This window comes from Streptomyces sp. L2 (assembly GCF_004124325.1).
Taxonomy (GTDB): Bacteria; Actinomycetota; Actinomycetes; order Streptomycetales; family Streptomycetaceae; genus Streptomyces.
The window spans coordinates 2,329,737-2,349,919 of the sequence record NZ_QBDT01000001.1; the positions used below are offsets into that span (position 1 = coordinate 2,329,737).

Below are 20,183 nucleotides of genomic sequence, written 5' to 3' on the forward strand. Positions count from 1 at the left end.
AGGTGCAAGGTCACACTGGGAACCAGAAGGCCACACGAGGGTGACATGAGGCTGACACCCGCTGACGTCCTGTGACATGTGACCGTTCAGTAACTGATGTATCGTGCAACGATTAACCACATCGTGAGATAGCCCGAAGATTTTCCGGCCGGAATGCCGGCGTTCCGCAGATGGTGCGGCCTTGGTGGGCCTGGCTGGACCGACATCACGGCGATCGGGGGTCACCCGTTATCCGATTTTGACATGGCGACTCACCTGGATGGCGTAGTCCGAATGGCAAGATGCCGTAAACCCACGAGGTCGCGACACCCGAAGGTGTGTGTTTCCGTCGACCCATCGGCAACTCTTCCCATCCGCCGGAGGAACCCACGATGACCGCAAGCTCCACCCGTCGTACGACCGCCCGCACCAGCACTGTCGCGGTTGCGGCGATCGCGGTCGCAAGCACCCTGATTCTCACCGGCTGCGGTGACCAGACCGACAAGAGCGGCGGCGACAGCGGCTCCAGCTCGTCCGCCTCGGCGCCGCTCGCCGCCAAGCTCCCCGCCGACATCCGCAAGGCGGGCGTCATCAAGGTGGGCTCCGACATCTCCTACGCCCCCGTCGAGTACATGCAGAGCGGCAAGGCCGTGGGCATCGACCCGGACGTCGCGGACGCCCTGGGCAAGCAGCTGGGCGTGCGGTTCGACTTCCAGAACGGCAAGTTCGACCAGCTCATCGTGGGTCTGCAGGCCAAGCGGTTCAACGTGATCATGTCCGCGATGAACGACACCAAGGACCGCCAGAACGGCATCGACTCCGCCAACGGCAAGAAGGTCGGCAACGGCGTCGACTTCGTCGACTACTTCACCGCGGGCACCTCGATCCTCGTCCAGAAGGGCAACCCCAAGGGCGTCAAGTCGCTGGACGACCTGTGCGGCAAGGTCGTGGCACTGCAGAAGGGCACCACCTCCGAGGGCGTCGCCCGCACGCAGAGCAAGAAGTGCGAGAAGGACGGCAAGGGCGCCATCAAGCTGCAGACCTTCGACACCGACCCCGAGGCGCTGCTCCGTCTGAAGCAGGGCGCGTCGGTCGCGGACCTGAACGACTTCCCGGTCGCGGCGTACAACGCCAAGACCTCGGGCGGCGGCAAGGACTTCGAGGTCGTCGGCGACCAGGTGGAGGCGGGCCCGTACGGCATCGCCGTCAGCAAGGAGAACACCCAGCTGCGCGACGCCCTGCAGGCCGCGATGAACGCCATCATCAAGAATGGCGACTATGCGAAGATCATGCAGAAGTGGAACGTCACGGACGGTGCGGTGACCGAGGCGAAGATCAACGGCGGCTCCTGAACCTCGGGCAACACTGAAGGGCAGTCATCGTGACTGACACTGTCGACAAGGTTCCGGCGCCGATGGTGCCGCCGGAGCAGATCAAGGCCATACCGGTCCGCCACTACGGCCGCTGGGTGGCGGCCGTGGTGGTCATCGCGATCCTCGTGCTCATCGGGATCGCGTTCTCCAACGCGAAGATCAACTACAGCATCGTCCCGGACTACCTCACGGACGGGACGATTCTGTCCGGCGCCTGGCACACGCTGTACATCTCGGTGCTCGCCATGGCGCTCGGTCTCGGTCTGGGCGTGATCCTCGCGGTGATGCGGATGTCGTCGAACCCGGTCACGAGCACCGTGGCCTGGTTCTACGTCTGGTTCTTCCGCGGCACGCCGGTCCTGGTGCAGCTGCTGCTCTGGTACAACATCGCGCTCGTGTTCCCCATCCTGAACCTGGGGTTCTACAAGGACGAGATGAACCAGGTCATGACGCCGTTCCTGGCCGCCCTGCTGGGTCTCGGCCTGAACGAGGCCGCCTACATGTCGGAGATCGTCCGGGCCGGCATCCAGTCGGTCGACCTCGGCCAGACGGAGGCCTCGCACGCCCTGGGCATGACGCAGGGCAAGACGCTGCGCCGGGTGATCCTGCCGCAGGCGATGCGGGTCATCGTGCCGCCGACCGGCAACGAGTACATCAACATGCTCAAGACGTCGTCGCTGGCCTACGTGGTCCAGTTCCCCGAGCTGCTGAAGCGGGCCACGGACATCTCCAGCACCTCGCTGGCGGTCGTGGAGATGTACTTCGTGGCGTCGATCTGGTACCTGATGCTGACCACGGTCTTCAGCATCGGCCAGTACTACCTGGAGCGCCGTTACGCCCGCGGTTCCTCGCGGAGCCTGCCGCCGACCCCGTTCCAGCGCCTGAAGAAGAACCTCCGCATGTTCGGTTCGTTCCGCCGTCCGGAGGTGGCCCGATGACCAGTCTGAGCAAGAACCTCTCCCAGGGCGCGAGCGGGCAGCCGATGGTCGTGGCCGAGGGCGTGCACAAGTCCTTCGGGCTCGCGCACATCCTCAAGGGCATCGACCTGGAGGTGAACGCGCGCGAGGTGTTCTGCCTCATCGGTCCGTCCGGTTCGGGCAAGTCCACCTTCCTGCGGTGCATCAACCACCTGGAGAAGATCAGCGCCGGCCGGCTCTACGTCGACGGCCAGCTGGTCGGCTACCGGCAGAAGGGCGACAAGCTCTACGAGCTGAAGGAGCACGAGGTCGCCGCCCAGCGGCGGGACATCGGCATGGTGTTCCAGCGCTTCAACCTGTTCCCGCACATGACGGCTCTGGAGAACGTCATGGAGGCGCCGGTCCAGGTCAAGCGGGAGTCGAAGGCGGTCGCCCGCGAGCGGGCCCAGCAGCTGCTGGACCGGGTGGGCCTCGGGGACCGTACGGGCCACTACCCGGCGCAGCTCTCCGGTGGCCAGCAGCAGCGTGTCGCCATCGCCCGCGCGCTGGCGATGCAGCCGAAGCTGATGCTGTTCGACGAGCCGACCTCGGCCCTCGACCCGGAGCTGGTCGGCGAGGTCCTCGACGTCATGCGGGACCTGGCGGAGGACGGCATGACGATGATCGTCGTCACGCACGAGATGGGCTTCGCCCGCGAGGTCGGCGACTCGCTGGTCTTCATGGACGACGGCGTGGTGGTCGAGTCCGGCCACCCGCGCGACGTGCTGACCAACCCGCAGCACGACCGGACGAAGTCGTTCCTGTCGAAGGTGCTCTGACCCGGCAGGCGCGGCAGGGGTACGGCGAGAGGGGCGGTACGGAGATCTCCGTACCGCCCCTCTCACGTGCGGCTCACTTGACGGCGAGCAGCAGGGTGTCCGAGGGGGAGCACCACACGGGCCGGGCCTCGCCGAAGCCCTTCTCGCGCAGCACGCGCGCGTGCCAGGCGGCGGAGGGCATGTCACCGTCCGCGTGTTCGCCGTAGATCTCGAAGCGGCGGGCGGTCGGCCCGGCGAGGACCGGGTCCTCGGCGGCGAGCTGCCACCACGCGGCCCAGTCCAGGGCGCCGTCGCGTTTGGCCTGATCCATGCGGGCGTGGCGCTGGGCGCGCTCCGCCGCGTTGATCCGGGGCGTGCTGTCGTCGATCATGTGGTCCGCGTTCATGAAGACACCGCCGTCGCGGACCAGCTCCGCGACCTGACCGTAGAGGGCCGCGAGGGGTTCGCTGTGCAGCCAGTGCAGGGCCGTGGCGGTCAGGACGGCGCCGTAGGAGCCGTACGGCAGTGCCGCCGGCCAGGCGGGGTCCTTGAGGTCGGCGGTGACGAAGGAGACGCGGTCGTCGCCCTCGAAGGTGCCGCGCGCGATGGCGAGGAGCGCCGGGTCGAGGTCGACGCCGGTGCTGGTGGCGCCGGGGAAGCGGGCGAGCAGCCGGGCGGTGATGGTGCCGGTGCCGCAGGCGAGGTCGAGCACACGCGGGGCCGTGCCGACGAGTGCCTCGACCATGTCGAGCATGATCGTGAAGCGTTCCTCGCGGTCCGGCATGTACCACTCCTGCTGCCGGTCCCAGCTCTCCTGCCAGGCGCCCCAGTCGGTCCCGGTACTCGTGGTCGCGCCCGTGGCCGCACTCGTGGCCGCACTCGTCTCCGTATGCGTGGCCGTGTTCGTGGTCGCGCCGCTGCCGCTCATGGAACCTCGTCTCCCCTCGCACGCGTAATACCCTGAAAGCACGACCGGCTGTTACCCGACCGCAGACACGACCCTAGAGCCCCTCCGTAAGGACTACAAGTGGAACTGGCCTATTACTCGGATTACGCCGTCCGCCTCGTCAACACCGAGGAACCGGCCCGGGGCAAGGACTCCCTGACCTCGGTGGAGGCCGTCCGCGAGCTGTTCGGCGGCAACGCCTCGGCGGCCCGCCGCGCCACCGACGCCGACGTGACCCGCTTCCGCTCGGTCCGGGCCCGGCTGCGCGCGGTCTTCGAGGCGGCCGACCGGGGCGAGGAGACACCGGCCGTGGACCTGCTGAACTCCCTGCTGCTGGAGTTCCCGGTCAGCCCGCAGATCTCCGGCCACGACCACCGGGACGAGGACGGCCGCCCCCTGTGGCACATGCACCTGGCCGACCACCCGTCCAACGCCACCGCCGGCTACGCGGCCATCGCGGCGATGGGCCTGGCCTTCCACCTCACCGAGTACGGCGTCGACCGGCTGGGCCTGTGCCAGGCCCCGCCGTGCCGCAACGCCTACCTGGACACCTCCACCAACCGCTCCCGGCGCTACTGCTCCGACCGCTGCGCCACCCGCGCCAACGTGGCCGCCTACCGGGCTCGCAAGCGCCTGGAGGCCGACCGGTCCGACAGCAGCGGCCGGGCGGCCGAGAACGCCCAGCGCGCCAGCGCCAGCGGCGAACGCTGACCGGCGGGGCGGGGGCGGTACCGGAACCGGGCCCGGCCGAGGATCAGCTCCTCGGGTACGACGCCGTAGTCGGTGCTGTCGCCACCGGCGTACGGGTTGTCGCCGAGCACCCACCAGCCGCCCTCGCGCCGCTGCACGGCCCGCTTGACGACGAGCAGGTCCTGCTGGAAGGGATGGCGCAGGACGATCACGTCCCCCGGCCTGATCACGGCCCCGTACTGCAGCAGCAGCCGGTCCCCGTGCCGGAGGGTGGGCACCATGGACGGCCCCGTCACCTCGGCCAGGCCGAAGGGGGCCACGGCCCTCCCCCGCTCGGTGTCCTGCGACAGCTCCGGCATCCCCGGCACCTCCCCGGTCCGTTCCTCCACCAGTCTCAGTCTGACCCTGGACTTTTGTCCTAAGCCCAAGGGGGCACTCGCGAAAACCCGTCCCTCAGGGAGTAATGTCCCACCTGAGAAGACGATCACGAGGAAGGAATGCTCCATGCTTTCCCGCCTGTTTGCCCCCAAGGTCAAGGTCAGCGCGCACTGCGACCTGCCCTGCGGCGTGTACGACCCGGCCCAGGCCCGCATCGAGGCGGAGTCGGTGAAGGCCGTTCAGGAAAAGATGGCCGGCAACGACGACCCGCACTACCAGGCGCGCGCCACCGTCATCAAGGAGCAGCGCGCCGAGCTGGCGAAGCACCACGTCTCCGTCCTGTGGAGCGACTACTTCAAGGCCCCGCACTTCGAGAAGTACCCGGAGCTGCACCAGCTGGTCAACGACACCCTGAAGGCCCTCTCGGCCGCCAAGGCGTCCACCGACCCGGCGACGGGCCAGAAGGCCCTGGACTACATCGCCCAGATCGACAAGATCTTCTGGGAGACCAAGAAGGCCTGATCTCTGGCCAGGCCGCCTGACCCGCGCTTTCGCGAGTCCGGCTACCTACCTGTCCGCACCCGGTCCGCAGCCCGCCGAACCCGGCGCCCGCCGCGGCCCGGGTGCGGTCTTCTTCCGCCGAGGAGCCACGACACCTGCTCACCGGCCTCTGGCCGCCACAGGGGGGACCTCCTCTGGCCGCCACAGGGAAATCTCACCGGCAGCAGACGAGGATGCCGCCGAGGCACGTGATCTCGTACGCGCCGTGCCGCGCGATGTGGTCGGTGACCAGTGTGCGGGCGCGGTCGACCGTCGCGTCGAAGGGCACCTCGTGCTGGTCCGCCCAGGCACGGTACGAAGCCATGTGGGCAACCACAGGCTCTGGGTCGTGGACGGTGATGATCCCCGGCAGTTCGACGACCTCCACGCGGCTGAACTCCTCGCCGAGGAAGGCGGGCGCCTTCTCCAGGGAGAAGCGAGCGCTGAGCGAGATACGAGCCGGGCCCCGGTCGATGCCGAGGACGTCGCCGGCGGCCCGCTGCCAGAGGTCGTCGAGTTCGGCCTTGTCTCGGTCACTGTTGGTGGAGGCGATCACCAGCCCGTCACCGGCCACGATCCGGGCCAGTTCCCTGACCGCCTGGGGGATGTCGGGCACGTGGTAGAGCATGTGGAGCGCAAGGGCGGCGTCGACGCTGCCCGTCGCGAGCGGAAGCCTCGTGGCATCCGCCACGGCGACGGGGCCGGGGACATCGGCGAGGATGCCGGACGCGATGTCGAGACCGAGCAGGAACAGGTCCCCACGGTCCTGACGGAGCCGCTGGATGAACTTGCCGTTGCCGCAGCCGACGTCGACGACGCGCCCGCGTACATCGCCCAGCCTCTCGGCGACGAGGCCGGGCAGATCGTACCGGGGCGTCTGCCACTGGTAGAGCGACTGCCGGGCGGCCAGGTCCCGGTCTCCGTTGTAGGCGCTGCCCACCAAGCGGGCCCGGTCAGTGACAGCGGCGTCGCGGGCGGCGGACAAATCGGTCACGTCGGCACCTCCGAAGGGTGGGCGGCAGGCAGGGACGTACGGACGACCGTGTGCTGGAGCCGGTCACGCAGGTCCACCGCCTGCGCGGCTCCACCGTACTGTGGCCCTCCCAACTCCCGCCCCAGAACGATGAGCCGGCGCACGATACTGGCCGACATGCGCTCCGGCGCGGACTGGAGAACGAAGCCGAGCATCTTCTCCGTACCGTCCAGGTCGCCCAGGAGCAGGTGCCCGCCGGCGAGGTCGAGGTGCGCGGCGAACAGGTCACCGACCGACTGGTCGTCTCCGTCCGCGCTGCGGTAGAGGCGGATCGCCGTCTCCGCGCTGACGATGGCCCGCTGGACGTGCTCCTGCCCGCCTACGGCCAGGAGGGTCGTTCCGGCGTACGCGAACTGCTTGGCCGCAGGGAAGTCGAAGACTCCCAGTACCTCGTCCCGGCCCGAGACCGCCTCACGATATCGATCGGCATCCGACAGGGCGGTGAGCGCTCCAGCCGAGTCGCCGGCTATCGCCAGCGCCCGCGCCTCCAGGCTCGCCAGCCGTGCGCCGATACTGCCGCCCTCCTTGTGCTGACGACCGACCTGGGCCAACTGGGCCGCCCGCTTGTACTGACCGGTCCAATACGCGATCAGTGACTCCACGGCCCGCACCCAGGCCATCATCCCCCCATGTCCGGCCGCCTCGGCACAGGCCTGTGCGGTACGGGCATGAGTGGCCGCCGAGTCGTAGTCGCCGAGGTCCAGGCAGACGTGAGCGGACAGGCCGCAGAGACGAGAGGCTGAGAGATAGAGGTCGGTGGTCTGCCGGGGGCGTTGCCGTCCGCGCAGCAGCTCGAACACCCCGTCCCGTAACCGCTTGATCTCGACGTACTGCTCCATCAGCGGGTGACTGACGTAGGTCCGCGCGAGCCGACCGACGTCCGCCTCCAACCGCTCGACTTCGAGCTCGTGGCAGCGGGCACCAAGACCATCGAGGTGCGGGTCAAGTACCCGCACCTCGCGGACCTCGCCGCCGGCGACACCATCCGCTTCCGCGTCAAAGGCACGGACGAGACCTGCGACGTCGAAGTCCTTCGGGTCACCGAATACCCCGACTTCGAAGCCCTCCTCGACGGCGAGGGTCCGGTGAACGTCAACCCGGCCGCCACCCTTGACCGGCAACTCGTCAACATTCGCACCATCTACGGCCCCGAAAAGGAAGCCCTCGGAGCCCTCGCCATCGAGATCAAGCGCATGGCCTGACCGATTCCCGCTCTCACAAGGTCCGACACTCGGAGCCATCCTCGACCGGAACGGCAACGCCCATCGAAGCCGCCCCCGGTCGGAGGACCGCGAACCCCACAGGCACTCCCAGGTCTGCTGGGTCGACGCCGCAGCCATCCCCGAAGAATTCGTGAAGACCACCGGCAGCGCCCTCAACCGCTATCTCGGAGGCGGGCGGGCCACAGGTCTCCCTCAACGGCTGGAGCTAGGCTCACCGCCATGCCTGATCCAGCTCCTGACCCTCGCCTGCAAACCTTGATCAACCAGCTCCGGCCGGGCGCTGTGAGAAGGGTGGCGGTCATCGGGTTCGACGGAGCGGATGTCGTCGTGGAGCTCGTGGATGGCGAAGGAGAGAAAGCCGAGATCGGTCGGATCCCTGGGCATGAGGCTTCGATGCGTCGGGTGGAGCACCCATCCGAGCTCTTCGAGATCGGCCAAGAGGTTGACGCCGAGGAGCTCGGACGTCGGGGTGAAGGTCAGCTTCATCTCTCTTCCAGGGCTTGCGAGATCCCCTCCTTGCGATCCTTTCTCCTCTCCATGGAACGCGGACAGGTTGTCACCGGGACCGTCGCGGAAGTGCCCAACTTCGGGGTCTTCGTCCACCTCGACGGCGAGCCTGATGGCTTGTGCACCGGTTTCATCCGAGTGCCAGACCTGACGTGGTCCCGGATCGACCACCCTTCCGAAGTCGTCCAAGCCGGCCAGCGGATCACAGCGGAGGTGATTGTCGCCGAGACGCGATCCGGACAAGTCACCCTCTCGCTGAAAGCCCTGCGGGAAGATCCCCTCATCCGCTTCGCGAAGCAGGCCGGCCGCGTCGTCACAGGGCGGATCACCAAGGTCATTCCCTTCGGCGTGTTGGTGCAGCTTGCTCCGGAGGTCGAAGGGCTCCTTCACATCTCAGAGCTGACCGACGAGCCGGTTGAGACCCCTGACCAACTCGTCCGCGAAGGCGAGCTGATCGCGGTGAAGGTCGCCGAGGTCGACCTTCAGCGTCACCGGGTGCGGTTGCGCGCTGCTGACGGGGCGGGCAGTTGACGCTGGCCCGCTGAATGACGCATCGGCTGTCACGTACTGGGTCGGACCTGAGCCGCCCAAAACCGGTTGGCACGCGCCCGCGGAGCGGCGTTGTCGGTGCCTGAGTACGCACTGCCCCTATGAGAACCTCCTCGTCCGCCGCAGCCGAGACGACACACGCCCCCGTTGACTGGGTGGAGTCGATGGGCGGTCCCTTGATCGTGATTCCCGTCTCCGCGCTGGATGCCTGGCGCGGGTGCACGGAGAGCGGGATGATCGTGGGGGACGGGGTCGATCCGGACGACTACGACAGGGCTTGCGCGGTGGACGATCTTGGCCGGCGCGATCGCCGTCGGCGAGGACGGGGTGCAGGCGCTGGTCCTGGGGGACGAGCCCGCCGCGACTTGTTACGTGCCTGAGCATCACGCCTTCCTCCGCTGGCTCGCCGCCGACTCCGAAAACGGGCTCAAAGCCTCGGCCGAAGCTGTCCTCGCAGATCCCGCCACCCAATGGGAGGAGTGCGGGATGTGGATCACGGACGGCCCAGCTGTACCTCTGGTCGATCGGTGAAGTGGCGCGGCGTGCCGAACTGACGGTCAAAGCCGTGCGGTTCGGTTCTATTCGGACCCCGGGCTCGTGGCGCCTGTCTGCCGTAGCGGCGCTGGGTACCGCCGCTACGGCCCGGACGCGGTCGCGCGGCTGGCGTTGGTGCGGACGCTGCGCGAGCTGGGGCTCGGGCTCGACGTGATCCGGCGGGTCATAGAGCGGGAGCTGTCGCTCGGTGAGGTCGCCGCGCGGCACGCCGCCGCGCTGGAGGCACAGATCGGCGTCCTGCGCCTGCGGTGGGCCGTGCTGACGGCCGTGGCCGAGCGCGGACCCAGCCCTGAGGAGCTATGAGTAGTGGTCAATTTCCTTTCCAGTCCTCGCTATAGTTACTCGTATGAGTAAGAAGTACCGCATCTCGGAGTTCGCCCAGCGCATCGGGCGGTCTGCGTCGACCGTCCGCCGCTGGGAGGCCGAAGGGCGTATCACGCCGAAACGGACCACGACCGGACAGCGGTACTTCACCGACGCCGACGTACGTGCCGCTCTCGGGATCGCCGCTCACACGCACCGCGTCACGGTGGTGTACTGCCGGGTGTCCTCACCTGGGCAGAAGGACGACCTCGCCTCGCAGGTCGCCGCAATGGAAACCTTCTGCCTGGGTGCCGGTATCGCGGTGGACGAGTGGGTGCAGGAGATCGGTGGCGGGATGAACCTGCGCCGGAAGAAGTTCCTTGCCCTGATGGACAGGATCGAGGCCGGCGAGATCGCCCGTCTGGTCATCGCTCACGAGGACCGACTCGCGAGGTTCGGGTTCGACCTGATCGAGCACGTAGCCGAACGCCACAGCTGCGAGATCGTCATCGCAAACGCCGAATCCCTCTCCCCCCACCAGGAACTGGCAGAGGACCTGCTGGCGATCGTGCACACCTTCTCCTGCCGCCTGCATGGCCTGCGCCGCTACGAGAAGACCCTGAAGGACGAATTGAAAGCCGGTGGCCGGTGAAGGTCACCCGCATCGCCTACTCCCGGAATCTCAACGCCGGTAAGTACGCCCAGCTCGAAGAGCAGGCACGTCGCCTCGGCCGTGTGCGGGCCATGGTGTGGGCCCGTTACGGATCGCCTGTCAACGACGGCATCAGGGACCGCACCATCCGCGATGCGTGGATGAAGGACGGCACCGCCGACACCTTCGGCGTGCTGGCCAACACGTGGAAGGAGACCCTTCGCGACGCGGTAGCCGACATCGCCGCGCACCGCGAAGCCGGGAAGGTGAAGGTCCGCAAAGCGATACACCACCGCTACCGGGACAAGTCCGAGCGGAAGAAGGCGTACACCGCACTGAAGTACGGCCGGTGGCAGGACGACGGATTCCTGTCCTGGCAGATGCGCCGGCACGTCAAGCACGGCGTGAGCCGCACGGCGAATCAGATCGTGGTGCGCTCCGACCAGTACAACACCTGGCGCATGGCCGACGGCAACGTGTGGATCGACATCCCCGGGCTGAAGCGGCGGCAGAAGATCGCGATCCCGTTGAACACCACCGTCGCACCCACCGGAACCCTGCGGATCGTCCTCCGCGGCGGACGGGTCGAGGTGCACTACGCCATCGACGCCCCTGACCTGCACGAGATCCGCCCCTGCGGAATCGGAAAGGTCGGCGTGGACAAGGGCTACACCGAGGTCCTGACCGACTCCGACGGCAACCACCACGGCGAAGAACTCGGCAAGCTGCTGCGGGAAGAGTCCGACTTCCTCAAGGCCAAGAACGCCCGCAGGGCCAAGATCCGGTCGGTAGCGGAGAATGCCCGCAAGGCCGGTGACCACGTGAAGGCCGACCGCATTGAACGCAGCAACCTCGGTGTGGTCAAGCGCGACCGGCGCCGCAGCCGGTTCACGTCCCGCGTGCGTACAGTCACCTTCACCGCCGTACACACTGTCGTCGACAAGGCCGCCCAGGTGGTGGCCGAAGATCTCACCCGCTCCTTCCCTCCCCGGAAGAAGCTGGGCAAGAACACCAACCGCCGCCTCGCCGCCTGGACCAAAGGCGTCACGGCCGAGGCGCTCACGTCCGTGTCAGAGCGCAGAGGTTCTGCGCTGACGCTGGTCAACGCGGCTTACAGCTCACAAGTCGTCCCCTGCTGCCGAATCCTCGGCAAGCGATCCGGGGACCGGCTTCACTGCACCCGGTGCGGGGAGCTGTGGCAGGCAGACCACGCGGCTGCGATCAACGTCCTGGAACGAGACGGAGACCCTGACATCTCCCTGATCACCCCGCACACGCGGGTCAAGCAACTCATCCAGGAACGGGCCGATCGTCTCCGGACCAGACTGCCGGTCCAGGACTCCAGCACCCACGTGCGGAGAGCGAACCATCCGATCCGAGCAGCAATGCTCAACGAATAGGAAGCAGATGGCACGCATGCACCGACTGACCGGCGAGTTCCTCGACGCCGTCTTCGCGGGAACCGGAGGGGGCGCCCACGCCGGCGCCCGCCGGTCCCTGACGCCCGAACTGCCCGGCACGCCCACGGAGGAGCAGCTCTCCGCGTGGCTGGAGCTGGCGGAACTGTTCGAGGACCCGGAGTTCCGCGCCGGTGTGCGGCGCGCGGTCGAGGAGCACACGGACGACGCCCGTCCCGGGCGGCCGCCCCGGCGGGACGTGGTCGCCCTCGCCCCCGACCACGCGAACGCCGCCCTCGCGTCCGGCATCGACCCCTGCACCCCCGAGGCGGAGCGCGTCGTCGCGGCGCTCGGCGCGGACTGCGCACGTCTCCTCGGCCGGCCCGACGACAGCGGGCTGCGCCCCTGGATGCTGCGGCGGCTGAGCACCGCGAACGATCCCCGGCGCGAGCGGTACGCGCAGCTGCTGGCCGTCGTCAACGGCTGGCCGGCCCCGGAACCTCTGGCGCCCGCACTCGACTGGTCGGTCACGGCCCTGAGCGAGCGCACCGCCGGGTGACGGTGACCGTCGGGCGGAAACCGGGCCGCCCGGCGAACGGGCGTGCCATTCTGGTGCCGTGACCTTGGAGGACCTCAGGCGGCTGCGGCGGGTGCGGGACCGGATGGACCGTGAGTACGCCGAGCCGCTCGACATGGCCGAGCTGGCCCGGGGGGCGCTGATGTCGCCGGGGCACTTCCAGCGCAGTTTCCGCAAGGCGTTCGGGGAGACGCCGTACAGCTATCTCATGACCCGCCGGGTCGAGCGGGCGAAGTCGCTGCTGCGTCGCGGGGACCTCAGCGTGACCGAGGTGTGCCTCGCCGTCGGCTGTACCTCGCTGGGCTCGTTCAGCTCCCGGTTCACCGAGCTGGTCGGTGAGACGCCGAGCGCGTACCGGGCCCGGTCGCACGAGGAGAGCGCGGTGATCCCGTCCTGCGTGGCCCGGACGTTCACGCGGCCGCGCCGCCGGCCCTGGTGAGCACCGGCACCTACGGTCCACCTCTGTGACGAACGGTCACTACCGGGCCGTTCCGCCCTACACTCGATCTCGTCAACGCCGTAGCGCGTCAAGGACTTTGAGGACTTCGGGGGGACCGTGGCGACCGCACTCATCTCCGTACGCAGCAAGGATCCCGTTTCCGACGCGGAGTCGCTGACGGACTGGCTGCGCGGCGACGCGGGGCTGGCCGGCCGGGTGCGGCTGACCGGGACCGAGCCGGTGGACGGGCATCTCGGCACCGCGCTGGACACGGTGACCGTCCTGCTCGGCGCCGGCGGTCCGCTCACCGTGCTCGCCTCCTGTCTGCGGGCCTGGATCACCCAGCCCCGGCGCAGCGACGTACGGCTGGAGATCCGCCGGGAGGACGGGCCGACGGTGGAGATCGACGCCAAGCGGGTCGCGACCGAGGACGTGGCCGAGCTGCTGCGGGAGGCGCTGGCGGAGGCCCCGGGCCCGGAGGGGGTTCCGGGGGGCGTTCCGGAGGGGACTTCCGAGGCCGCGCCGGGCCAGGACGCGCGGGAGTGACGTGCGGCTGCCAGACCGCCACCGCTCCCGGCTGGTCCTGATCGGCGCCGGCCGGTACACCGACCCGGCGCTGCCGGACCTGCCCGCCGTCCACCGCACCCTCACCGATCTGGCCGCGCTCCTCACGGACCCGTACTTCGGGCTGGTCCCCTCCGCGCACTGCACGCTGCTGCTCGACGACGGCGACCTGCGCACCGTCGGAGGGCGGCTGCGGTCCGCCGTGGCCGAGGCCGAGGACCTGCTGCTCGTCTACTACGCCGGTCACGGCCTGGTCGGCGGCCGCCGGCACGAGCTGTACCTGGCGCTGCCCGACAGCGAGTGGGCCGCACCCGAGTTCAACTCCCTGGAGTACGACAAGCTGCGCGACGCCGTGCTGGACAGTCCCGCCGAGACCAAGGTCGTCGTCCTCGACTGCTGCTTCTCCGGCCGGGCCGTCGGCGACGCGCTGGGCGCGGAGGACGAGCGGATCTCGCAGCTGGACGTGGCCGGTTCGTACGTGATGACCTCCGCCCAGCGCGACCAGGTGGCCCTCGCGCTGCCGGGCGAGGACCACACCGCGTTCTCCGGGCGGCTGATACGGCTGCTGCGCGAGGGCGTCGTCGGCGGGCCGGAGCTGCTGACGGTCGAGGACCTGTACCAGCGGCTGAGGTCCGTCATGGCGTCCGAGGGGCTGCCCCGGCCGCTCAACCGGGGCAGCGGCACCGCGCACCGCATCGCGCTCGGTATCAATCGCGCCTTCGCCGCGACGGCGGGCCCCGAGCTGCGCAACCGCCAGATCGCCGCCGTCGACCGGGGCAAGGACGGGGACTGGACGGGTGCGGCCGAGGAACTGCGCAAGATCCTCGACGAGCAGACCCGCGTCCTCGGCCCCGAGCACGCCGACACCCTGCGCACCCGGCAGTCCTACGCGCACAGCCTGGGCGGCGCGGGCACCCCGGTGGAGGCCGCGGGTCTGCTGCGCCGGCTGCTCGCCGACCAGGTACGGCTGCTGGGACCCGACCACGAGGACACGCTGCGCACACGGCAGTTCCTCGCGGTCAACCTCGGCGAGGCGGGGCACCGTGAAGAGGCGGTGGGCATGCTGCGCATCCTGCTCGCCGACCGGAGCCGGGTCCTCGGCGTCGAGCATCCGCACACCCTGCGGACCCGGCACATGCTGGCCCGCAACCTCGCGCCGGCCGGCGAGCGGGAGGAGGCGCTGGCGTTGCTGCGGCAGCTGGTGGCGGAGCGGGAGCGGGTGCTCGGCGCGGACCACCCGCACACGGCACGGGCACGGGACGATCTGCTGGGGATGGAGGGGACGGCCGATGGCCAGGGGCCGCAGTCCGGGCAGGAGTGAGGGGGCGGACCGGGGGGCCAGCCCGCGCAGGAGTGAGGGGACGGACCGGGTGGTCAGTCCGGGCAGGGGTGAGGGGGCGGACCGGGTGGTCAGCCCGCGCAGGAGTGGGCGGGCGGACCGGGTGGTGGCCGTCGGCTTCGAGCAGGTCGAGCTGCTCCGCCAGAACTACCTGAGGCCGGGGCACCTGCTGCTGGCCCTCGCCCTGGAGGCCGAGGAGAGCGGCACCGCCTCCGGGTTCGAGCAGCTGCTCGGGGTGCCGACCGGCGCGGTGGTCGACGCGACGCGGGCGGCCTTCGACAAGGGTCCCAAGAACCCGGGTCGCCCTCCCGTCTACTACACCGCCGAGGCGGCGGCCACGCTCGACATCGCCGGTCAGGAGGCCGCCTCGTCGGACCACGGGTACGTGGAGCCGGTGCACATCCTGCTCGCCCTGCTCCGCCAGGACGACGACACGGTGGCCGGTGTCCTGCGTGAACTGGGCGCCGACACCGGCCGGGCCCGGGCCCGGATCGCGGAACGCCTGCGGTCCGCCGGGCTGCTCCAGACGCTCACCCGCGACCCCGGCCACACCACGGGGCCCGTCATCGGCCGCGCCGCCGAGATCGACCGGGTGGTCCAGGTCCTGACCCGCCACCGGCGCCGCGTGCCCCTCCTGGTGGGCGAGCCGGGCATCGGCAAGGAGGCCGTGACCGTGGGGGTCGCGCGGGCCGTCGCCGAGCGCCGGGTCCCGGACAGCCTGGGCGGGCGCACCCTGCGGTCGCTGGATCTCGCCGCGGTGCTGGCCGACTCGCGGCACCGGGCCCGCGCGGGGGCGCTGATCGCCGAGCTGCTCGCCGAGATCGCCGGCCAGGCGGGGCTGATCCTCCACCTGGAGGGCGCGCTGACTCCCCTGCACCTCCCGGAGGGCACCACCACACCCCTCGGTCTGTTCCGCTCCCTGCTGGAGGAACCGGCCGTCCGTGTCATCGGCGACTGCGGCCGGGCGGAGTACGACCGCCGGGACCGTGACCCCGGTCTGGAACGGCTGGTGCAGCCCGTCTTCCTCCAGGAGCCTCCCGAGGGCGACATACGGGAGATCCTCCGTGTCGTCCGGCCCCGGCTGATGTTCCACCACGAGGCGGGCTTCACCGACGACGCCCTGGAGGCCGCCGCCGCCCTCGCCCGCGACCACGTCCCCGACCAGGCCCTGCCCGGTGCGGCCGTGAGCCTTCTGGACGAGGCGGCGGCGCTGGTCAGGACCCGCAGGGCCCGCTCGGACGCGCCCTCGAAGGAGCCGCACGAGGTCACGGAGGCCGACGTCGTCCAGGCCCTGGCCGCCTCCTCGGGCATCCGGGCCGCCCAGCCCCGCCCGGCCGCGGCCCGCCCGGCCGGCCAACCCGTCCCCCACGACCCGTACGTCTGGACCATGAGCTGACGGGCCACCGGCCACACGGCAGACCCGCGGACGGCGGGCCGCCCGACAACCCGGCGTCCGGCTCGCGCAGCGCCTAGCGTGGGCGCATGGATCTGAAACTGAAGCAGTGCTTCATCGCCGTCGACGACCATGACAAGGCGATGGCCTTCTACTGCGACGTCCTGGGCCTGGAAGTGCGCAACGACGTGTCCTGGGAGGGCATGCGCTGGCTGACCCTGGGGTCCCCGCTCCAGCCGGACGTGGAGGTCGTCCTGGAGCCGCCGGGCGCGAACCCGGACGCCTCCCCCGCCGACCGGCAGGCGATGGCCGAACTGCTCGCCAAGGGCATGCTGCGCGGGGTCATCTTCACCACCACCGACTGCGACGCGCTGTACGACCGGGTGCGCGAGGCCGGCGGGGACGTCCTGCAGGAGCCGACGGACCAGCCGTACGGGGTGCGCGACTGCGCCTTCCGCGATCCGGCCGGCAACATGCTGCGGTTCCTCCAGCGTCCCGCCGGCTGACGCCCCTCCCCCTCAGTTCCAGGGCTCCACCTCCACCACGGCCTCGACCGGCACCGGTCCGTAGACGTGCGGGAACTCCTCGCCGCCCGGCTCCATGGACTCGTACCTCACGGGCACGCCGAGCCGGGCGGGATCCACGACCAGCACGACCAGTTCGTCCGGCCCGTCGTAGTCGCCGTACAGGAAGGCGGCGATGCGCGGGAGCTGCTCGCGGGTGGAGAAGTGGATGAATCCCTCCTCCTGGAGCGTGCGGCCACGCGTCGAGACCTCGTACGTGCCGCGTTCTCGGGCCGCGTCCCACAGAGAACGCTCAGTGATGTGGACGATGTGCGGGAGCTTCGGCATACGGTCACGCTACGGCGTGGCGGGACGGTCGGCGCCTGAATTCCTCGCGACCGTCGTCCCGGGCCGGGAGCCCTCGCCGTCCCCGGGGCCGGTGGCAGCGGTGGCCGCGTCGTCGCGTGGGGTGCCGGACGGGCAGTCCGGGGCGTGGCACGGGCCGGGGCCCCACACCGGCACCCAGGCGCCCAGCGTCTTGTGCCGCCGGACGACCGTGTCGACGGGCCGCCCGCAGACCGGACAGACATGCTCCTCGCCGCCCATGTCCTCAGGGTAGGCCGCGACCGGGCGCCGCGCCTCCGGCGTCCGCCTCGGCACCGGGCCGGGTACCGGGCACCGGACGGGCCCCGCGCACTGTGGGGATGCGCGGGGCCCGTCCCTTTCGGAGCCGCCGGGGCGGCAGCGTCAACTGGTGCGGCGGGTCACGAATTCGGCCAGTCCCAGCAGGCCGTCCGCCGCTTCCGGGTCCGGCACCGCGCGTGCCAGTTCCTGCATGGCGTGGGCCATCCGGTCGGCCGCCTCGGTCTGCGCCCAGTCCCGGCCGCCGGCCCGCTCCACGGCCACGGCGGTGCGGGCGATCTCCCCGTTGTCCGCGTCGCCCTCCGCGTACGGCTTGGCGTACAACTCGGCGAGTTCGTCCGCCGCCAGGGTTCCGGAGGTCAGCGCGGCCACCACCGGCAGGGACTTCTTGCGGGCGGCCAGGTCCGCGCCGGCCGGTTTCCCGGTGCGCCCGGGGTCGCCCCATATCCCGATGACGTCGTCGATCAACTGGAAGGCGAGCCCGGCCTGACGGCCGAAGCCGTCCAGCGCCGCGACCTCCTCCTGAGACGCGCCCGCGTAGAGCGCGCCGATGGCGCAGGCGCAGCCCAGCAGCGCGCCCGTCTTCGCCTCGGCCATCGCGAGCACCTCGTCGAGGGTGACCTCGTCCGGGGCGCGCCGCTCCATGGCCGTGTCGGTGTGCTGTCCGGCGCACAGTTCGACGACACAGGCCGCGAGGCGGGCGGCGGCCGCGGGCGCCGCCGGGTGTGTGTCCTCGGCGAGCAGCCGCAGGGCGAGTGCCTGGAGGGCGTCCCCGGCGAGGATGGCGTCGGCGTCACCGAACACCGTCCAGGCCGTGGGGCGGTGGCGGCGGGAGGTGTCCCGGTCCATCACGTCGTCGTGCAACAGCGTGAAGTTGTGGACCAGTTCCACCGCGGCGGCGGCCCGGACGGCCGCGGTCCTGGCCGCCGTACCACCGAGTGCGGCGGCCGCGGCGAGGACGAGGGCGGGCCTTATGGCCTTGCCCGCACTGCCGGCGGCCGGGGTGCCGTCCGCGTGCTGCCAGCCGAAGTGGTGGAGCGCGACGGCGCGCATGGAGCCGGGCAACGACTCGATCGCGGCGCGGAGTTCCGGGTCGACGACGGCCCGGGTGCGCTCCAGCAGGATCACCGCCTCCTGCCCGTCGTGCGCGCCGGCACCGCTCGCGCCGGCGGTCTTCCCGGCCACGCCCCTGGAGGTGTGCGGTCCGGGCCGGGGTGCCCCGGGGACACGCTCCTTGGCCTCCGTCATGAACTCGGTCATGGCTCCCCCTCGCGGAGTCCGCGGACGGCTGTGTTCCCGCACCGGCTGGACGCGTACCCCGAGGGTCTACCCGCCACGGCCGGTGCGGACACGGCCGCGAAGTGCGGAAACGTCACCTCCACCGGCCGATCTCGACGTTCTCCAGCACTCCGAGCGCGTCGGGGACCAGTACGGCCGCCGAGTAGTACGCCGTCACCAGGTACTTGATGATGGCCTGTTCGTTGATGCCCATGAAACGGACGGAGAGGCTGGGTTCGATCTCGTCCGGGAGGCCGGACTGCCGCAGGCCGATGACGCCCTGGTCGGCCTCGCCGGTACGCATGGCGATGATCGACGTCGTCCGGGCCTCGCTGACCGGGATCTTGCTGCACGGGTAGATCGGCACACCACGCCAGGTGGGAATGCGGTTGCCGCCGATCTCGATGGTCTCCGGGACCAGTCCGCGCTTGTTCAGCTCGCGCCCGAACGCGGCGATCGCACGGGGGTGGGCGAGGAACAGCTTGGTGCCCCGGCGGCGGCTGAGCAGCTCGTCCATGTCGTCCGGGCTGGGCACGCCGTCGTGCGGCTGGAGCCGCTGGTCGTACTCGCAGTTGTGGAGCAGGCCGAACTGGCGGTTGTTGACCAGCTCGTGCTCCTGGCGCTCCTTCAGGGCCTCGACGGTGAGCCGCAACTGCTGCTCGGTCTGGTTCATCGGCTGGTTGTACAGGTCGGCCACGCGGGAGTGGATGCGCAGCACCGTCTGGGCGATGCTCAGTTCGTACTCGCGGGGCCGCGCCTCGTAGTCGACGAAGGTGTGCGGGATGTCCGGTTCGCCGTTGTGGCCGGCGGACAGCTCGACGGCCTTCTCGCCGTACTTGTTGGTGCGCTGCTCGGGGATCGAGCGCAGGTGCTGCACGTGTTCGCGCAGTGAGTCCGAGCGTTCGGCGACCTGCTCGAAGTCCTGCCGGCTGAGGATCAGCATGGTGCACGCGGTGTCCGCGCGTGCGGTGTACTCCCAGATGGCGTCCGGGTCGAGGAGCGCCTGTTCGCCGAAGTAGGCGCCGTCGGCGAGGACGCCGAGGACGGAGTCGTCGCCGTACGGGCCCGTGCCGATCTTCTCCACCCTGCCGTGGGCGAGCAGGTAGACCTCGTCCGCCTGGCTGCCGAAGGACGCGATGACCTCACCGGCCGCGACGTCGCGCTGGCGGCAGCGGCGGGACAGCTCGGTCAGCACGTCCTCGTCCTCGTACGCGCGGAGGGCCGGCAGCTCGCCGAGTTCGGCCGGGATGACCTCGACCTGGTCCCCCGTCTTCACGAAGGTGATGCGGCCGTCCCCGACGGCGAACGTCAGCCGCCGGTTAACGCGGTACGTGCCGCCCTGTACGTCCACCCACGGCAGTGTGCGCAGCAGCCAGCGGGAGCTGATCTCCTGCATCTGCGGCACGGACTTGGTGGTGGTGGCCAGGTTCCGCGCGGCCGCCGTGCCGAGGGACTGCTGCGGCTTGCCCTGCTCCGTGCGGACCTCTTCGCCTACCGACATAAAGAAATGCCCTCCCATGTATGCCCGGTGCCGAATCGCACGGGCCACCGGTCTCGCGGTCGAGCCTTCCATCACGGAGCGCGGTCGCGCCATTACCCGAAAGAGCGG

25 protein-coding genes and 2 pseudogenes are annotated in these 20,183 nt (G+C 70.2%); 19 read left to right on the forward strand and 8 right to left on the reverse strand.

The features are described 5' to 3' along the window. The first annotated feature begins 371 nt into the window (after positions 1 to 371). From DBP14_RS09740 to DBP14_RS09750, 3 genes are all read left to right on the forward strand, one after another. Positions 372 to 1,331, forward strand: a complete 960-nt coding sequence (locus DBP14_RS09740; RefSeq protein ID WP_129306622.1) for an ABC transporter substrate-binding protein — start codon at positions 372 to 374, stop codon at positions 1,329 to 1,331. 62 nt (positions 1,332 to 1,393) lie between these two features. Next, positions 1,394 to 2,290, forward strand: a complete 897-nt coding sequence (locus tag DBP14_RS09745; protein ID WP_129311765.1) for an amino acid ABC transporter permease — start codon at positions 1,394 to 1,396, stop codon at positions 2,288 to 2,290. Next, complete coding sequence (locus DBP14_RS09750; RefSeq protein ID WP_129306623.1) at positions 2,287 to 3,087, forward strand: amino acid ABC transporter ATP-binding protein; 801 nt, start codon at positions 2,287 to 2,289, stop codon at positions 3,085 to 3,087. Before DBP14_RS09745 ends, DBP14_RS09750 begins: the two co-directional genes overlap by 4 nt. A gap of 73 nt (positions 3,088 to 3,160) precedes the next feature. Here the strand turns inward: DBP14_RS09750 and DBP14_RS09755 are convergent, their stop codons facing one another. Further along, positions 3,161 to 3,994, reverse strand: a complete 834-nt coding sequence (locus DBP14_RS09755; RefSeq protein ID WP_129306624.1) for a class I SAM-dependent methyltransferase — start codon at positions 3,992 to 3,994, stop codon at positions 3,161 to 3,163. Positions 3,995 to 4,093: 99 nt separating this feature from the next. On the opposite strand from DBP14_RS09755, the gene DBP14_RS09760 reads away from it, so the two are divergent. After that, positions 4,094 to 4,723 carry a CGNR zinc finger domain-containing protein gene (locus DBP14_RS09760; RefSeq protein ID WP_129306625.1) on the forward strand — a complete coding sequence of 210 codons (630 nt, stop codon included), beginning with the start codon at positions 4,094 to 4,096 and terminating at the stop codon, positions 4,721 to 4,723. On the opposite strand, the gene sodX is transcribed toward DBP14_RS09760, so the two are convergent. After that, positions 4,627 to 5,061 carry a nickel-type superoxide dismutase maturation protease gene (gene sodX, locus DBP14_RS09765; RefSeq protein WP_129311766.1) on the reverse strand — a complete coding sequence of 145 codons (435 nt, stop codon included), beginning with the start codon at positions 5,059 to 5,061 and terminating at the stop codon, positions 4,627 to 4,629. The two genes, DBP14_RS09760 and sodX, sit on opposite strands and share 97 nt — an antisense overlap. A gap of 145 nt (positions 5,062 to 5,206) precedes the next feature. Between sodX and sodN the strand changes: the two genes are divergently transcribed. Continuing rightward, on the forward strand, positions 5,207 to 5,602 hold the full coding sequence (sodN, locus tag DBP14_RS09770) for a superoxide dismutase, Ni (protein ID WP_064535234.1): 396 nt from the start codon (positions 5,207 to 5,209) through the stop codon (positions 5,600 to 5,602). Positions 5,603 to 5,795: 193 nt separating this feature from the next. On the opposite strand, the gene DBP14_RS09775 is transcribed toward sodN, so the two are convergent. Both DBP14_RS09775 and DBP14_RS09780 read right to left on the reverse strand, forming a co-directional pair. Next, positions 5,796 to 6,614 carry a class I SAM-dependent methyltransferase gene (locus DBP14_RS09775; protein WP_129306626.1) on the reverse strand — a complete coding sequence of 273 codons (819 nt, stop codon included), beginning with the start codon at positions 6,612 to 6,614 and terminating at the stop codon, positions 5,796 to 5,798. Beyond that, positions 6,611 to 7,492: a hypothetical protein gene (locus DBP14_RS09780; protein ID WP_241740856.1), complete on the reverse strand. Its 882-nt coding sequence runs from the start codon at positions 7,490 to 7,492 to the stop codon at positions 6,611 to 6,613. Before DBP14_RS09780 ends, DBP14_RS09775 begins: the two co-directional genes overlap by 4 nt. A 6-nt stretch (positions 7,493 to 7,498) precedes the next feature. Between DBP14_RS09780 and DBP14_RS09785 the strand changes: the two genes are divergently transcribed. The 14 genes and pseudogenes from DBP14_RS09785 (at position 7,499) to DBP14_RS09845 (ending at position 16,657) form a co-directional block, all read left to right on the forward strand. Next, entirely contained in the window at positions 7,499 to 7,855 is a 357-nt protein-coding gene (locus DBP14_RS09785) for an ASCH domain-containing protein (protein WP_129306628.1), read from the forward strand. Positions 7,856 to 7,937: 82 nt separating this feature from the next. Continuing rightward, positions 7,938 to 8,085, forward strand: a pseudogene (locus DBP14_RS36760) (DNA mismatch repair protein MutT); the annotation flags it as partial. A 46-nt stretch (positions 8,086 to 8,131) separates the two neighbouring features. Further along, positions 8,132 to 8,914: a S1 RNA-binding domain-containing protein gene (locus DBP14_RS09795; RefSeq protein ID WP_241740857.1), complete on the forward strand. Its 783-nt coding sequence runs from the start codon at positions 8,132 to 8,134 to the stop codon at positions 8,912 to 8,914. Between the two features lie 182 nt (positions 8,915 to 9,096). Next, entirely contained in the window at positions 9,097 to 9,312 is a 216-nt protein-coding gene (locus tag DBP14_RS37265; protein ID WP_277752752.1) for an Imm21 family immunity protein, read from the forward strand. Further along, on the forward strand, positions 9,227 to 9,463 hold the full coding sequence (locus DBP14_RS37270) for an Imm21 family immunity protein (protein ID WP_277752698.1): 237 nt from the start codon (positions 9,227 to 9,229) through the stop codon (positions 9,461 to 9,463). Before DBP14_RS37265 ends, DBP14_RS37270 begins: the two co-directional genes overlap by 86 nt. Next, a pseudogene (locus tag DBP14_RS09805) lies at positions 9,441 to 9,787 on the forward strand (MerR family transcriptional regulator); the annotation flags it as partial. The gene DBP14_RS37270 and the pseudogene DBP14_RS09805, both read left to right, overlap by 23 nt. Positions 9,788 to 9,833: 46 nt before the next feature. Then, positions 9,834 to 10,442, forward strand: coding sequence for an IS607 family transposase (locus DBP14_RS09810; RefSeq protein ID WP_129306629.1), 609 nt, complete (start codon positions 9,834 to 9,836; stop codon positions 10,440 to 10,442). After that, positions 10,439 to 11,842 carry a zinc ribbon domain-containing protein gene (locus DBP14_RS09815; RefSeq protein ID WP_129306631.1) on the forward strand — a complete coding sequence of 468 codons (1,404 nt, stop codon included), beginning with the start codon at positions 10,439 to 10,441 and terminating at the stop codon, positions 11,840 to 11,842. The genes DBP14_RS09810 and DBP14_RS09815 overlap by 4 nt, the downstream gene beginning before the upstream one ends. A 7-nt stretch (positions 11,843 to 11,849) precedes the next feature. Further along, complete coding sequence (locus tag DBP14_RS09820; protein ID WP_129306633.1) at positions 11,850 to 12,398, forward strand: hypothetical protein; 549 nt, start codon at positions 11,850 to 11,852, stop codon at positions 12,396 to 12,398. Between the two features lie 58 nt (positions 12,399 to 12,456). Next, the gene (locus DBP14_RS09825) at positions 12,457 to 12,855 is read left to right on the forward strand and encodes a helix-turn-helix transcriptional regulator (protein WP_129306634.1); all 399 of its coding nucleotides are present in this window, start codon (positions 12,457 to 12,459) and stop codon (positions 12,853 to 12,855) included. A gap of 117 nt (positions 12,856 to 12,972) precedes the next feature. After that, a complete protein-coding gene (locus DBP14_RS09830; protein ID WP_129306636.1) occupies positions 12,973 to 13,401 on the forward strand; it encodes a hypothetical protein in 429 nt (142 codons plus the stop codon). A gap of 1 nt (position 13,402) precedes the next feature. Next, positions 13,403 to 14,740 carry a tetratricopeptide repeat protein gene (locus DBP14_RS09835; RefSeq protein ID WP_129306638.1) on the forward strand — a complete coding sequence of 446 codons (1,338 nt, stop codon included), beginning with the start codon at positions 13,403 to 13,405 and terminating at the stop codon, positions 14,738 to 14,740. A gap of 85 nt (positions 14,741 to 14,825) precedes the next feature. Next, on the forward strand, positions 14,826 to 16,154 hold the full coding sequence (locus DBP14_RS09840; protein WP_129306640.1) for a Clp protease N-terminal domain-containing protein: 1,329 nt from the start codon (positions 14,826 to 14,828) through the stop codon (positions 16,152 to 16,154). 86 nt (positions 16,155 to 16,240) lie between these two features. After that, positions 16,241 to 16,657 (forward strand): VOC family protein, encoded by a 417-nt coding sequence (locus DBP14_RS09845; RefSeq protein ID WP_129306642.1) that lies wholly within the window; start codon positions 16,241 to 16,243, stop codon positions 16,655 to 16,657. Between the two features lie 12 nt (positions 16,658 to 16,669). Here DBP14_RS09845 and DBP14_RS09850 read toward each other — a convergent pair whose 3' ends face one another. The 4 genes from DBP14_RS09850 to DBP14_RS09865 all read right to left on the reverse strand — a co-directional run bounded on the left by DBP14_RS09850 (position 16,670) and on the right by DBP14_RS09865 (position 20,075). Then, entirely contained in the window at positions 16,670 to 17,002 is a 333-nt protein-coding gene (locus DBP14_RS09850) for a DUF952 domain-containing protein (protein ID WP_129306644.1), read from the reverse strand. 9 nt (positions 17,003 to 17,011) lie between these two features. Then, the gene (locus DBP14_RS09855; RefSeq protein ID WP_129306646.1) at positions 17,012 to 17,260 is read right to left on the reverse strand and encodes a hypothetical protein; all 249 of its coding nucleotides are present in this window, start codon (positions 17,258 to 17,260) and stop codon (positions 17,012 to 17,014) included. A gap of 141 nt (positions 17,261 to 17,401) precedes the next feature. Beyond that, positions 17,402 to 18,556, reverse strand: coding sequence for a family 2 encapsulin nanocompartment cargo protein polyprenyl transferase (locus tag DBP14_RS09860; protein ID WP_129306648.1), 1,155 nt, complete (start codon positions 18,554 to 18,556; stop codon positions 17,402 to 17,404). A 112-nt stretch (positions 18,557 to 18,668) separates the two neighbouring features. Continuing rightward, positions 18,669 to 20,075 (reverse strand): family 2B encapsulin nanocompartment shell protein, encoded by a 1,407-nt coding sequence (locus DBP14_RS09865; protein WP_129306650.1) that lies wholly within the window; start codon positions 20,073 to 20,075, stop codon positions 18,669 to 18,671. Positions 20,076 to 20,183 lie beyond the last annotated feature (108 nt).